The following is a 12,727-nucleotide window of genomic DNA, read 5'->3' on the forward strand; positions in this document are numbered from 1 at the left end:
CCGTGCCGCGATGGCGGCCGAGCCGTCGTGCCGGTCCCCATTGTCCTCGCCTCGGAGGCTCAGGCCCCGGCGCCCGCCCTCTGCCGCCGGTCCAGCGCCGCACGGCTGTCGTGCTCGGGCACGTCGCCGATCTCCGCCATCTTGCGGTCGAGCTTGCCCAGCATCACCGCGAAGACATCGGCATAGGCCGGGTCATCCGCACGATTGACCAGCTCGAACGGATCCTCGCTGCAATCGAAGAGCTCCCATTCCGGCGGCTCGCCGCCCGGATGGGCGCCGGGCTCGCCCAGCGGGTCGTTGTACCAGTAGATCAGCTTATAGCGGGCATCGCGCACGCCGTAGTGCGCATAGGCGTTGTGGAACTCGTCGCGATGCATCCAGTAGCGGTGATAGGCGACGTCCTGCCAGCCCTCCGGCTCCTGGCCCTCCAGGATGGGCCGCAGGCTCACGCCCTGCATATAGCTGGGGACGGTGGCGCCAGCGAAGTCGAGGAAGGTCGGCGCGAAATCGACGTTGCTGGCGATCTGCCGGCAGGTGGTGCCGGCCTCGATGGCGCGCGGATACCGGACAAGGAACGGCATCTGCAACGATTCCTCGTACATGAACCGCTTGTCGAACCAGCCGTGCTCGCCGAGGAAGAAGCCCTGGTCCGACGTGTAGATGACGATCGTGTCGTCTGCGATGCCCTCGGCATCCAGCCGGTCGAGAAGACGCCCGACGTTGTCATCGACGGCCTGGATCGTCTGGAGATAGCGCATCATGTAGCGCTGGTACTTGAACAGCGCGAGCTCCCGGGGATCGGTGAAGACGTGCACCTGCCCCGTCAGCGCATCAATGAGCCTGATCTCCTGCCCCGGCGCAATCTGCGGCACCTTGCGGTCGCGCAGATAGGGGACGAGCAGCTCGCCCACCTCGTCGCCGCCCTCCGGCTGCACGAGGCCAAGGTCCTTGTAGGTCATGTCGGCCCGAACGCGCATCTTCGCCGCGGCCGCCGCCGCGGCCCTGTTGGCGTAATCGTCGTCGAAGGTCTCGGGCACGGGGAGCCGGCCGTCCGCGTAGAGGTGGCGGTACCGCGGATGGGGCTCGAAACTGCGATGCGGCGCCTTGTGATGGCACATCAGGAGAAAGGGCCTGTCGCGGTCGCGCCGGTCGAGGAAGTCGAGGCACAGGTCGGTGATGATGTCCGTCGCATAGCCGGGATGCACGCGCTCCCCGTCCGGGTGGATCATGACGGGGTCGAAATACTCGCCCTGGCCCGGGACCACTGCCCACGAGTCGAAGCCCGTGGGCTCGTGGGCCCTGCCCTCGCCAAGGTGCCACTTACCGAAGAGAGCGGTCTGGTAGCCCGACGAGCGCAGGTGCTTGGCGACGTTCGGCAGGCGGTTGTCGATGTGGGTGTCGAGCGTGGTGACGCCGTTCACGTGGTTGTACATGCCGGTCAGGATGGCGGCGCGGCTCGGCGTGCAGATCGAGTTCGTCACGTAGCAGCGGTCGAGACGCATGCCGCCGCTGGCGAGCCTGTCGAGGTTGGGCGTGCTGTTGAGCCCCGATCCGTAGCAGGAGATCGCGCGCGCGGCGTGATCGTCCGACATGATGAAGATGATGTTCGGTCGGCGGGTCATGTCTGTCTCTCGGGATCGGGGTCGCGCACCTGTCGGCGATCGGCTTGGGGAGCGGGCGGCACCCGCTCCCCCTGCCGTCGCGGGCCTTACGTCAGTTGCCGGCGTAAAGGTTGGCCAGGTAGTAGTCCTTCGGGTCGAGGGGCTTCTCGAGCCGCCCGAACGACACGAACTGGTCTGACATGCCCTTGAGCCAGCCCGCCACCGTGCCGTCCTTGCCGGCGGCGACGAGTTCGGCGCTGGTGAGGAACTTGCCGTTCTCCGCTTCGGCGATGAGGGCGTCCTCGGGAATGTTGATGAACTTCGACGTGATCACGACGGCACGCCTGAAGTCGGCGGCGCGGTAGTCGTTCGCATCCTTCAGCACGGCGATGAAGCGCTTCACCAGGTCGGGATCCTGGTCGATGACCTCGTTGCGGGCCACGAAGGACGAGGGGAACGAGTAAGCAGGGTAGAAGTCGCCGTTCTTGGCCAGTTCGACGAGGTCGGGAATGGTCTTCTTGATGACGCCCACGAGCGGATACCAGATCCCGGCGGCGTCGACCTGCCGCGAGGCGAAGGCGGACACCAGCGTGGACGGATCCATCTTGACCACCTGGATGTCGGCGATCGTCATGCCCGCCTTGCCCAGCGCAAGGCGCAGGATCATGTCGCCTGAGGTCCCCTCGGGCACCGCCACCTTCTTGCCCTTGAGGGCAGCCATGCTGGTGATCCCCGGCTGCGCGATCACGCGGTCTGAAAGCCCGATGGCGTTGATGGCGACGATCTTCGCCTTGCCGCTGGCCGGGAGCCACAGTGCGCCGGGGCCGATGTAGCCGAAGTCGAGGCTGCCGGCGCCCAGCGCCTGGATCTGGATCGGCCCGTTGGTGAAGACCTTGATGTCGGGCGCCAGCCCGTGCTTGGCCCACAGCTTCTGGTCGTTGGCGATGGCCGTGAGACTCGCGCCGAAGAAGTCGGCGATGTAGCCCACGCGGATCGGCTTCTGCTGCGCAAACGCGGAGCCGGTCGTTCCGGCGAGCGCGGCGGCCGCGGTGGCCGCCATGAAGTGGCGTCTGCTGAGTGACATCGTCATTCTCCTCCCTGAGTGGTGTCTGCCTCGACGCGAGGCTTCTGGTGGTAGACCGAGTGCCAGACTTCGTTGCGGATGGCTGCGAACTCGGGCGACAGGCGGATGGCTTCGGTGCGCGGATAAGGCAGGTCGACCGGGATGATGCGGTGCAGCCGGCCGGGCCTCGACGCCATCACGACGACGCGGTTGGCCAGGTAGACCGCCTCGTCGACGTCGTGGGTGATGAACATGACAGTGCGGCGCTCGCGGCTCCACGTGTCCAGCAGCCGGTCCTGCATCCGCACCCGCGTCAGGGCGTCGAGGGCCCCGAACGGCTCGTCCATCAGCAGCATGGTGGGATTGACGGCATAGGCACGCGCGATGGCGCAGCGCTGCTTCATGCCGCCGGACAAGGTCTTGGGCAGGGCCTCGGCGAAGTCGGTCAGCCCCACCAGCGCGATGAAGTGATCCGACACCCGCCGGCGCTCGGCGGCCGGCATGCCCTTGATGCGCAGTCCGAACTCGACGTTCTGGCGGACCGTGAGCCACGGAAACAGCGCGTACTGCTGGAAGATGACGCCCCGGTCGGGTCCGGGGCCGACCACTGGCCGGCCGTCGACGAGCACCCGGCCCGTGGACGCGGGCACCAGGCCTGCAGCGATGTTCATGGCCGTGGACTTGCCGCATCCGGACGGACCCACCACGGTGACGAACTCGCCGTCCGCGATGTCGAGATTGAGGTCGTCCAGGGCGAGGAATGCCGCCTCCCCGTCGCCGAAGCGGCGGGTGACGTGCTGGAACGAGATCTTGGGGGCCAAGGCGGACGTCATCGCGCGCGCTCCTGCCAGTGGGTGAGACGGCGCTCGAGGGCCTGCAGGCCGCGGTCCATCAGCAAGCCGAGGATGCCGATGGTGACGAGGCTCACGAAGATCGTCGGCAGGTCGTAGAAGAGCTGGGCCTGCTGCATCCTGAACCCGAGGCCGGATTGCGCCGCGATCAGCTCGGAGGCGACCACGGTGGCCCACGCAGAACCGAGCCCGATGCGCACGCCCACGAGGATGAAGGGCGTCGAAGCCGGGATGATGACGCGCGGGAAGATGACGGCGTCCGACGCGCCCAGCACGCGCGCCGCGTTGATGAGCGTCCTGTCGACACTGATGACGCCCTGGTAGGTCGCCACGACGCACGACAGGAACGACGCCAGGAAGATGACGAAGATCTTCGGCGCCTCGTCGATGCCCAGCGTCACGATCGCGAGCGGGATGACGGCGAGCGGGGGGATCATCCGGAAGAACTGGACGTACGGCTCGATGAGCGCCCGCGCCACCTGGTACCACCCCATCAGGAAGCCGACGGGAATGGCCAGCGCGACCCCGAGGGCGAAACCGGTGAGAACACGCCGCAGGCTGGCGAGGATGTCGAGCGGGAGTTGGCCGCTGGCCGTGAGCGCGACGGCGCGGGCCGCCACCTCCCCGGGCCCCGGCAGCACGACGAGCTTGGCCGCCGTGATGGCCCACCACGCGGCGAGCCCGGCGGCAAAGGCGATGACGTTGAGCAGCAGCGGTGGAAGCCGCTCGAGGACGGCCCCGCCCGTCGCCTCCTTCGCCGGCTCCCCTCGCGCTTGCAACGTCACTGCACGCCTCCCGAGTAGAAGAAAGTCTCCAACGCCACGACGGCCCCGCCCACGACGCCCGCCCTGCGGCCGAAGCTCGAGCGGCGGATGTCGAGGAGATCGCGCAGATGCGGCATGACGCGCGGCGGAAGTGCCGTCTTGAGGCGCTGGAACAGGCTGTCCGGAGCCTCGCCCAGATGCCCCCCGAAAACGATCATGTCAGGGGTGAGCAGGTTCACGGCGTTGGCCAGCCCCGTCGTGAGATGCCCGACGATGACCTTCCACGCCGCCGGGTTCCTCTGTTCCACTTCGCCCATCAAGCCCTCGGGCGCCACGCCCGACAGTCCGGCGTCCCGCATGAGCGCCGCCTCGCAGACGAAGGTTTCGAGACAGCCGCGGTTGCCGCAGGCACAGACGGCGCCCCTGGCAGCCATCTGGATATGTCCGAGCTCGACGGCGCCATGCCCTCCAGGGCGGAAGAGGGCGCCATCGACGACGAGACCCGCCCCGAGCCCTGTCCGCAGGTAGACGAAGAGCAGAGCCGGGACGCCGCGACCGATCCCGAAACGCGTCTCCGCCAGCGCCATGGCGCTGACGTTGTGTTCCATCGCGACGGGAAGGCCCGTCTCCTGCTGGAGGTAGTCGGCGAGCGGCACGTCCCGCCAGCCGACATTGATCGCGGGCTGCGCGTTGCGGCGGGCCGGCGCGACAGGGCGCGGAACGCTCAGGCCGATCCCGAGCAACCTCGTCCTGTCGAGCTGCGCCTCGTCGGCGAGCTCGGCGAGGTTGCGGGCCACGTCGCGGACCAGCGCACGGGGGTCCGCGTCCCTTCTGTCGAAGGTGAAGGAGCGCCAGCCCTTCGGCGAGGCCAGGAGATCCGCCAGGGTCAGCTCCACATGGCCGGCCCCGATGTTCACGCCGGCGACCATCCGCGCTTCACGGGCGATGCGCAGGGCCTGCGCCGGCCGGCCGATCGCGGCATGCTCGGAAGGCGGGGCATCCGTTTCCATGATCACGCCCTCACGAAGGAGTTGCGCGGTCACGTGGGTCAGGGTCGTGGGGGACAGGCCGCCAAGGCGGGCGAGGTCGGCGCGGGACAGAGGGCCGATGTCACGCAGGCTGCGCAGCACGCTGCCGTGATGATGCCCCATGTCCCCTCCTCGTATTTTGTTTCTCCACTTTAGAAACTAATTCGCCCGTGTCAAACCCCGGCTGCGCCGACGCGGCGGCCGGCCCTCGCAGCCGGACCGGCCACGTCGGCGGTACAGCCGCGCAGGATCACCGGGAATGGGTGTGGTGCCGGGAGGTCAAGGGACGCTTGTCGTCCCGCGCACGGCCGCGACGGCGGCCCTGGCCGCCTCCCGGCCGGCGAGCGTGGCGCCGCCAACGGTCATCGCACCGCCGCCCGCCGTGGCTTCTCCGGCGATCCAGAGGCGCTCTGCAACCGGTTGCATGAGTTCTGCGCGGGCTGCGAGACGGCCGGGACGGACGACCGAATAGGATCCGAGGGCGAACGGGTCGGTCCACCAGTCGGCGAGGCGGCCGGCGACGACATGCTTGCGGACGTCGTTGCCGAGGATCCCGGCCAGCACGTCGACCGTCGCCGCGACCGCGCCAGCCTCACCGAGCCGGATCAGATCGCGCGCAGGCGTGCCGCCGATGGTTGCCAGGGCGAGGTCCCGGTCGAACGGGAACATCTCGATGACGAGGCCGGAGCGGATCTCGTAGAGGTCGGTCGGGGACGCGAGGCCGAACCGCTGCCCGTCGAGGGCCAGCGCGACCTTGGTGAGCGCACCCGTGCCGAGACCGTCGACGGCCCGCTCGATGGAGTCGGGAAGGCCGGGGGTGAAACGCACCGTCTCGGCGGCCAGAACCCCCAGCGGCAGCGTGACGACGGCGGTCCGCCCGGTCACGGAGCCCCGGCTGGTGACGATCGTGACGCCGGGGCCGTCCCAGCGGATTTCTCTGACGACGGCGCCCAGCGTGACCGGTAGCCCCTTCCCGCTCGCCTGGACCAGACGGCCGTATCCGCCCGGGACTGTGAAGTCGTCGCCCGACCACAGCGCGTGGAGATCGGCGAGACTGATCGCCTCCGGATCTTCCCCGATGGCCTGCTGGCCATAGCGCGCCGCCGACCAGCGCACGGCCTCGGTCTCGCCGTCGGCGAGGCTCGACATCGGCGCGTCCGGCATGGCGGGATCGTAGCGGTCGAGCTTGCGCCACAGAGTGCGCCGGCCGTCGGCCAGGGCGTCGCGCTGGTGTTCGGTGAGTGGTTCCGCGCCATCGTAGCCCATGCCGCGGCCCCAGCCACGATGCTCCTCGAGCGGAATGCCGAGCGAGGCGGCGATCTCGACCCAGGGATTTCGGTCGCGATAATGGACATAGGCGGCGCCGGCATCGAAGGTCCGGCCGGCCACGTCGGCGGTGAACGCCCGTCCGCCGATCCGCTCACGGGCCTCCACGACGGCAACCGTCAGGCCGGCGTCGCGGACGACGTGGGCCGCGGCGATGCCGGCCGCGCCGGCCCCGACGACGACGACGTCCACGTCGCCGCCGCCGGTCGCGCGGACGGCGGGTGCGGCGAGCCCCGCGAGCGTCGCGCCCGCTGCCGCGACGAGATCACGCCGTGTCATGGCCATCCCTCACGAATCCGCAGGCGCGGAGCCGGGCGCAGCCGGCTTCGTGCCTTTCGGCGTCTGCTTCGGGCCGCGGCGCTTCTTCGTCTGCGGCGTCTCGCGCGGGCCCTCGACGAGACGCACGATCATTCCGCGCCACGTGCGGACGTCCTGCTCGCTGAGCTCCATGCGGTGGAACATGTTGCGCAGGTTGCGGCTCATCACCGGCTTCTTGTGCGCCGGCCGGAAGAAGCCGCGCCTCTCCAGTTCGCCCTCCAGATACTCGAAGAAGGAGATGACCATGTCCCGCTTCGCCGCCGGCCAGCGCGGCTTGTATTCGAAGGGAAGCGTGGCCCCCTTCGCCTCCATCCAGGCATAGCCGAGGATCAGCACCGCCTGGGCGAGATTCAGCGAGGCGTAGGCCGGATTGACCGGATAGGTCAGGATCGCGTCGGCCAGCGCGATGTCGTCGTTCTCGAGGCCGGTCCGCTCGCGGCCGAAGAGAACGCCCGCCTTCCGGCCGTCCTCGATCCGCGCCCGCAGCACCGGACCCGCCTCGCGCGGCCCGACCACCGGCTTGCCCTGCCCGCGCTCGCGGGCTGTCGTCGCATAGACGAAATCCAGGTCGGCGATAGCCGCCTTCAGGTCCGGATAGATGCTCGCCCGGTCGAGGATGAACTCGGCCCCCGCCGCCGCGGCACGGGTCTTGGCATGCAACCAGCGCTCGCGGGGCGCGACGAGCCGCAACTCCGTGAGTCCGAAATTGGCCATGGCCCGGGCGGCCATGCCGATGTTCTCGCCGAGCTGGGGCTCGACGAGGATGACGACCGGCCCGCCCTCGATGGCAGGGCGCGTGCGGTCGGTTCCGGCTCCGGGCATGCGGGATTCGTCCTTGCGGTGTCTCGACACGGGGGACATAGCGCAAGCGCGCCCTCGCAGGGAGGGGGCGGAACGTTCCGGCCGGCGGTGCATTGCGCCAGCCGAAGCATCCGGAGATCCGCCATGCGCCACCCGCCTCCGCCCTCGCGACTGCCCGCCGCATCCGTCGCGCTTGGCTTCGTGCTGCTCGTCGCAGGCCATGCGCTGGGCCAGTCGCAGGCTCCGGACGGTGCCGGGAGCGGAGCACCGGGCCAGCCCGGATCCCAGCTGCAGCCCTCCACCGCAGCGCCGGCGAGCGGACAGGGCGGGTTCCGGTTCCGCAGCGAGCAGGACCTCGGCGAATGGCGGGGCAGCAAGCTGATCGGGCGCGACGTCCTCGGTGCCAATGGCGAGACGCTCGGCAACGTACGGGACATGCTGGTGACCGAGGACGGGCGCATCACGGCCCTCGTCATCGGTGTCGGCGGCCTCTTCGGGATCAAAGAACGCCTCGTCGGCGTGCCCATCCAAGCCGTCGAGTTCGCGGCGCGGTCCGTCGGTGCGACGCGGCAGGCGCCGGCGAACCCGGACCAGGCCCGCACCGGTTCCGACCCGCAGATCACCGGAGCGACGCGCGGGTCGACGAGCAGCGCGCGCGACGCCTTCGTGAGCCGGGGCGGCGAACCCACCCATCTCATCGTGCGCGTCGACAAGCGCATGCTCGAGGCGGCGCCACGGTTCCAGTACGCGGGTCGCGGCTCGGCGTCAGGCCCGGACCCGGTCGGCGCGCCGGGAACGTCGGGGATGTCCGGGCCGCCACCGGCGACGCCGCCTCAGGCATCACGAACGGCGCAGTAGCGCCGCCTTCCGCGCAAGGCCGACGCCGGCCTTGCCAGCCGGGACCCCTCATCCCATAACGGGGCGTCGCCGATCGCCCCGTCATGTCGCCCGCCATCATCCTCGAAGTCGCGCTGCAGGGACTGCTCATGGGCCTCGTCTACGGGCTCATGGCACTGGGGCTGTCGGTCATCTTCGGGGTGGTGCGAGTAGTGAACTTCGCCCATGGCGAGTTCGCGGTCCTCGCCATGTATGCCGCCTTCGTGCTGTTCACGGCGCTGAAGCTCGACCCCTTCCTCGCCATGCTGCCCATCGCGGCGCTGTTCTTCGTCATCGGCTACGGGCTGCAGGCGACGCTGATCAACCCGTTCATCCGTCGCCCGGAGCACGAGCAGTTCATCCTGCTGGTGGGCGTGGCGATCATCATGGTCAACGGGCTGCTGATGGTGTTCGGGCCGGACGCGCGGCACGCCAACCTCCCCTACTCCTTCGACAGTTGGCTGATCGACACGCCGCTCGGCGCGCCCGTCATCATCGACAAGGTGCGCGCCTATGCCGCCGGGGCCGCCATCGTCGTCTGCGGATTGCTGTTCGCCTTCTTCCGCTTCACGCTCACCGGCACCGCGATCCGCGCCTGTGCCGACAATCTCGTGGGCGCGGCGGTCGTGGGTCTCGACGTGAAGCGGCTCTACGCGCTGACCTTCGGACTCGGCCTCGCCTGCGTCGGCGCGGCCGGCGCCATGATGGTGGCGCTGACCGACGCCACGCCCATGCTGGCGCCTTCGTTCACGCTGCTGGCCTTCACCATCGTCATCGTCGGCGGCCTCGGCTCGATGGCCGGCGCGCTCGTGGGGGGCGTGCTGATCGGCATCGCGGAGGCCATGGCGAGCCTCTTCGTCGCCCCTTCGATGAAGAGCATGGTCTCCTTCGCGCTGCTGGTGCTGGTTCTGGTGCTGCGCCCGCAGGGGCTGATGGGGCGCCGTACGGCATGATCGCGTCGCTCGTCGCCGCCACCCCGCCCCGGGCGCGCGTCCTGCTCGGCCTGCTGCTCGCCGTGCTGCTGGCGGCACCTCTGGTGTCCGACCGCTACGTCGTCTCCGTCCTCGTGCTGGTGTTCTGGTTCGCCTATGTCGGCCAGGCGTGGAACGTCATGATGGGTTTCGCCGGGCTGCTGTCGCTCGGCCATGCCCTCTATGTCGGCCTCGGCGCCTATGTTTCTGCTGCGCTGTGGGTCCGCCTCGGCATCGGCCCCTGGGCCGGCATCCCGGCCGCCATCGCCGTCAGCATGGCGTTCGGGGCGGCCGTCGGCTGGCTCGGCTTCCGCTTCCGGATCGAGGGCGTCTACTTCGCGCTCCTCACCATCGCCTTCGCCGAGGTGACGCGCATCGGCTTCGACCACCTCGCCTGGACCGGCGGCGCCGCGGGGCTGTTCCTGCCAGTGACGAGCGGCGAAACCGGGACGTGGTGGAACCTGCGCGGCGGGCCGGTCTTCTTCTACTACCTCGCGCTCGGCATGGCGTCGGGCGCCTTCGTCCTGTGCGCAGCGCTGCGGCAGGCGCCCATCGGCCATCGTTGGCTGGCCGTTCGCGAGGATCCGGAGGCGGCGCGGGCGCTGGGCGTCGACGTCTTCCGCGTCCGGATGATCGCCGTCCTCGTCTCGTCCGGCATGGCGAGCGTGGGCGGCGTGTTCTACGCCTTCTACTACAACAACCTCTTCCCGGCGCAGACCTTCGACATCGGGCGCTCGATCGAGATCATCCTGGCGCCGATCGTGGGCGGGCTCGGCACGCTCTTCGGGCCGATCCTCGGCGCGTTCATCCTCACGCCGCTCGGCGAGATCCTGATCGCGGCGACCGAGCGCGCGGGGCTGAGCGCGCCCGGCACCAAGGCCGTTTTCTACGGCCTCTGCCTCATCGTCATCATCACGCTTGCCCCGAACGGGGTCTGGCCGGCCCTGAAGCGGCGCCTCGGCATCCCGGAGGACGGGGCATGAGCGTGCTTCTCTCGGTCGAAGGCGTCACCAAGCGCTTCAGGGGGCTGGTGGCGGTGGACAACGTCAGCCTGAACGTGGCCGACGGCGAGATCTTCGCCGTCATCGGCCCGAACGGCGCCGGCAAGACGACGCTCTTCAACATCATCGCCGGGGTCTACCGGCCGGACACGGGACGCGTCCTCATCGAGGGAGCGGAGGTGACCGGCCTGCCACCTGAAAGGATCTGCGCCGCAGGCGTCGGGAGGACATTCCAGATCGTCCGGCCGTTCCCGGGCCTCAGCGTGGCCGAGAACGCGCTGATCGGGGGCCTCGCCCGCGCGGACACGGTTCACGGCGCCCGGCAGCGCGCCGAGGAGACGCTGCGCCTGCTCGACCTGTGGGACAAGCGGGGCCAGAAGGCGGCCTCCCTCACCCTGCCGGACCGAAAGCGGCTCGAGGTCGCCCGGGCGCTCGCCACCGCGCCACGCCTTCTGCTGCTCGACGAGGTGATGGCGGGCCTGCGCCCGACCGAGACCGACCGGATGGTCGCCATCCTGCGCATGCTCAACCGCGAGCGCGGCCTGACGCTGGTGCTCATCGAGCATGTGATGCGGGCCGTGATGGCACTGGCGCAGCGCGTCCACGTGCTCAACCACGGCGCGACCATCGCCGAGGGGCCGCCCGAGGCGGTCACCCGCGACCCGGCGGTGATCACCTCCTATCTCGGCACGGAGGCGCTCGGCTGATGCTTGCCATCGAGGGCCTCGACCTGTTCTACGGCGACGCGCAGGCGCTGGACGGCGTCAGCCTCGCCGTGCCCGAGGGCGCCATCGTCGCCATCGTCGGCGCCAACGGCGCCGGGAAGACCTCCTTGATCCGCGCCGTCGCCGGCATGCTGCGCCCCGCGGCCGGGCGCATCCTGTGGCGGGACCGCGACATCGCGGGGATGCCCAGCCACGCGGTCTGCAACCTGGGTATCGGACAGGTGGCGGAGGGGCGGCAGGTGTTCCCCACGCTGACCGTGCGCGAGAACCTGCTCATGGGCTCGATGCTGCCGCGGGCGCGCGCCACGCGGACCCAGACCCTGGAGCGCATGCTGGCGCTGTTCCCGCGTCTCGCCGAGCGCATCGGGCAGGCCGCCGGCACGCTCTCGGGCGGCGAGCAGCAGATGCTCGCCATCGCCCGCTGCCTGATGGGCCGTCCGGACCTCGTCATGTTCGACGAACCCTCCCTCGGCCTCTCGCCCGCCATGGTGCAGACCGTGCTCGCCGCCATCGCCGATCTGAACCGCGACGGTCTCACATGCGTGCTCGTGGAGCAGAACGTGGCCGTGTCCCTGCGCCTCGCCGCACGAGCCTACGTGCTGGAGAACGGCCGCGTGACCCTCTCGGGGACGGGGGCGGAACTGCTGGCGGACGATCGGGTGCGGCAGGCCTATCTGGGCCTGTGAGCTAGAACCATGCCCTGAGGCCGCTCCAGGGATTGGGGCCGATCAGCCACGCGTGGCCCTGGACCGCGAACCACGCGGCAAGGATGAGCGCGACCAGAACCGGCGCGATCAGTCCGGACAGGCCTGCGGCTCGTCCTCTCCCCGACAGGAGGGCAGCGAAAGGCACGACGGAGGTGCCCTCGGCCAACTGCGACCAGCGCGCGTCCCCCAGCCGGCGACGCGCCTTCCGGTCGAGCCAGGGCATGCCCAGCGCGCTCAGCAGCCCCATGGTGCCGAACAGGATCACGGACACGAGCCTGCCGTTGGCGGGGATATGGGCGAGCGACCAGAGCAGGAAGCCCCAGAGCACCGGGTGTCGCGTGATCGCGACGACCGGGCCGGGCTCGTCCCCGCGCCGGATGGAGACGGAGAGGGGGTTCGGCTGCCACAAGCCACACACGAGCAGGACGGCAGCAGCAGGCATGAGGACGAAAGCCAGCACCCACTGCCACGCCGCCGGTTCCCAAAGCATCACGACGTCCGCCCTACGGGCTTCCACGACCACCCAGGCCAGCAGGGCGAGCGAGATCGCCGAGTAGACGACGATGTAGGGACCCCGCCCCATAAGGGCGACAAGAGACGACCTCACCGGCGGCGCGGCCGGCACGAGATGGGCGACGACGAACACGAGGAGGGCGAGCAGGAAGCCGGTCATGCCGTCATTCAACGCACAGGCC

At 69.9% G+C, this 12,727-nt stretch carries 13 protein-coding genes; 5 read left to right on the plus strand and 8 right to left on the minus strand.

The annotated features are described in order from the left end of the window. Positions 1 to 59: 59 nt before the first annotated feature. From ACX9GQ_RS17040 to ACX9GQ_RS17070, 7 genes are all read right to left on the minus strand, one after another. Positions 60 to 1,622: a sulfatase family protein gene (locus ACX9GQ_RS17040; protein WP_459630767.1), complete on the minus strand. Its 1,563-nt coding sequence runs from the start codon at positions 1,620 to 1,622 to the stop codon at positions 60 to 62. Positions 1,623 to 1,713: 91 nt separating this feature from the next. Beyond that, complete coding sequence (locus tag ACX9GQ_RS17045) at positions 1,714 to 2,685, minus strand: aliphatic sulfonate ABC transporter substrate-binding protein (protein ID WP_459630768.1); 972 nt, start codon at positions 2,683 to 2,685, stop codon at positions 1,714 to 1,716. Between the two features lie 2 nt (positions 2,686 to 2,687). Further along, positions 2,688 to 3,485, minus strand: a complete 798-nt coding sequence (locus ACX9GQ_RS17050) for an ABC transporter ATP-binding protein (protein WP_459630805.1) — start codon at positions 3,483 to 3,485, stop codon at positions 2,688 to 2,690. A gap of 8 nt (positions 3,486 to 3,493) precedes the next feature. Continuing rightward, positions 3,494 to 4,294 (minus strand): ABC transporter permease, encoded by an 801-nt coding sequence (locus ACX9GQ_RS17055; protein WP_459630806.1) that lies wholly within the window; start codon positions 4,292 to 4,294, stop codon positions 3,494 to 3,496. 2 nt (positions 4,295 to 4,296) lie between these two features. After that, positions 4,297 to 5,430 (minus strand): ROK family transcriptional regulator, encoded by a 1,134-nt coding sequence (locus ACX9GQ_RS17060; RefSeq protein WP_459630769.1) that lies wholly within the window; start codon positions 5,428 to 5,430, stop codon positions 4,297 to 4,299. 156 nt (positions 5,431 to 5,586) lie between these two features. Next, positions 5,587 to 6,918 (minus strand): flavin monoamine oxidase family protein, encoded by a 1,332-nt coding sequence (locus ACX9GQ_RS17065; protein WP_459630770.1) that lies wholly within the window; start codon positions 6,916 to 6,918, stop codon positions 5,587 to 5,589. Between the two features lie 3 nt (positions 6,919 to 6,921). Then, positions 6,922 to 7,773 carry an RNA methyltransferase gene (locus ACX9GQ_RS17070; RefSeq protein WP_459630771.1) on the minus strand — a complete coding sequence of 284 codons (852 nt, stop codon included), beginning with the start codon at positions 7,771 to 7,773 and terminating at the stop codon, positions 6,922 to 6,924. Positions 7,774 to 7,896: 123 nt separating this feature from the next. On the opposite strand from ACX9GQ_RS17070, the gene ACX9GQ_RS17075 reads away from it, so the two are divergent. The 5 genes from ACX9GQ_RS17075 to ACX9GQ_RS17095 all read left to right on the plus strand — a co-directional run bounded on the left by ACX9GQ_RS17075 (position 7,897) and on the right by ACX9GQ_RS17095 (position 12,011). Further along, positions 7,897 to 8,610, plus strand: a complete 714-nt coding sequence (locus ACX9GQ_RS17075; RefSeq protein ID WP_459630772.1) for a PRC-barrel domain-containing protein — start codon at positions 7,897 to 7,899, stop codon at positions 8,608 to 8,610. Between the two features lie 83 nt (positions 8,611 to 8,693). Beyond that, positions 8,694 to 9,581 (plus strand): branched-chain amino acid ABC transporter permease, encoded by an 888-nt coding sequence (locus ACX9GQ_RS17080; RefSeq protein ID WP_459630773.1) that lies wholly within the window; start codon positions 8,694 to 8,696, stop codon positions 9,579 to 9,581. Then, positions 9,578 to 10,582, plus strand: coding sequence for a branched-chain amino acid ABC transporter permease (locus tag ACX9GQ_RS17085; RefSeq protein ID WP_459630774.1), 1,005 nt, complete (start codon positions 9,578 to 9,580; stop codon positions 10,580 to 10,582). The genes ACX9GQ_RS17080 and ACX9GQ_RS17085 overlap by 4 nt, the downstream gene beginning before the upstream one ends. Beyond that, positions 10,579 to 11,307 (plus strand): ABC transporter ATP-binding protein, encoded by a 729-nt coding sequence (locus ACX9GQ_RS17090; RefSeq protein ID WP_459630775.1) that lies wholly within the window; start codon positions 10,579 to 10,581, stop codon positions 11,305 to 11,307. The genes ACX9GQ_RS17085 and ACX9GQ_RS17090 overlap by 4 nt, the downstream gene beginning before the upstream one ends. Continuing rightward, entirely contained in the window at positions 11,307 to 12,011 is a 705-nt protein-coding gene (locus tag ACX9GQ_RS17095; RefSeq protein ID WP_459630776.1) for an ABC transporter ATP-binding protein, read from the plus strand. Before ACX9GQ_RS17090 ends, ACX9GQ_RS17095 begins: the two co-directional genes overlap by 1 nt. 1 nt (position 12,012) lies before the next feature. Here the strand turns inward: ACX9GQ_RS17095 and ACX9GQ_RS17100 are convergent, their stop codons facing one another. Further along, complete coding sequence (locus tag ACX9GQ_RS17100) at positions 12,013 to 12,705, minus strand: NnrU family protein (RefSeq protein WP_459630777.1); 693 nt, start codon at positions 12,703 to 12,705, stop codon at positions 12,013 to 12,015. Positions 12,706 to 12,727 lie beyond the last annotated feature (22 nt).

It is taken from the genome of Alsobacter sp. R-9, assembly GCF_054612375.1.

Bases quoted from the DNA above. Each gene is read 5' to 3' on its own strand.
- ACX9GQ_RS17040 (WP_459630767.1), bottom strand. From the start codon at position 1,622: ATGACCCGCCGACCGAACATCATCTTCATCATGTCGGACGATCACGCC.
- ACX9GQ_RS17045 (WP_459630768.1), bottom strand. From the start codon at position 2,685: ATGTCACTCAGCAGACGCCACTTCATGGCGGCCACCGCGGCCGCCGCG.
- ACX9GQ_RS17060 (WP_459630769.1), bottom strand. From the start codon at position 5,430: ATGGGGCATCATCACGGCAGCGTGCTGCGCAGCCTGCGTGACATCGGC.
- ACX9GQ_RS17065 (WP_459630770.1), bottom strand. From the start codon at position 6,918: ATGGCCATGACACGGCGTGATCTCGTCGCGGCAGCGGGCGCGACGCTC.
- ACX9GQ_RS17070 (WP_459630771.1), bottom strand. From the start codon at position 7,773: ATGCCCGGAGCCGGAACCGACCGCACGCGCCCTGCCATCGAGGGCGGG.
- ACX9GQ_RS17075 (WP_459630772.1), top strand. From the start codon at position 7,897: ATGCGCCACCCGCCTCCGCCCTCGCGACTGCCCGCCGCATCCGTCGCG.
- ACX9GQ_RS17080 (WP_459630773.1), top strand. From the start codon at position 8,694: ATGTCGCCCGCCATCATCCTCGAAGTCGCGCTGCAGGGACTGCTCATG.
- ACX9GQ_RS17085 (WP_459630774.1), top strand. From the start codon at position 9,578: ATGATCGCGTCGCTCGTCGCCGCCACCCCGCCCCGGGCGCGCGTCCTG.
- ACX9GQ_RS17090 (WP_459630775.1), top strand. From the start codon at position 10,579: ATGAGCGTGCTTCTCTCGGTCGAAGGCGTCACCAAGCGCTTCAGGGGG.
- ACX9GQ_RS17095 (WP_459630776.1), top strand. From the start codon at position 11,307: ATGCTTGCCATCGAGGGCCTCGACCTGTTCTACGGCGACGCGCAGGCG.
- ACX9GQ_RS17100 (WP_459630777.1), bottom strand. From the start codon at position 12,705: ATGACCGGCTTCCTGCTCGCCCTCCTCGTGTTCGTCGTCGCCCATCTC.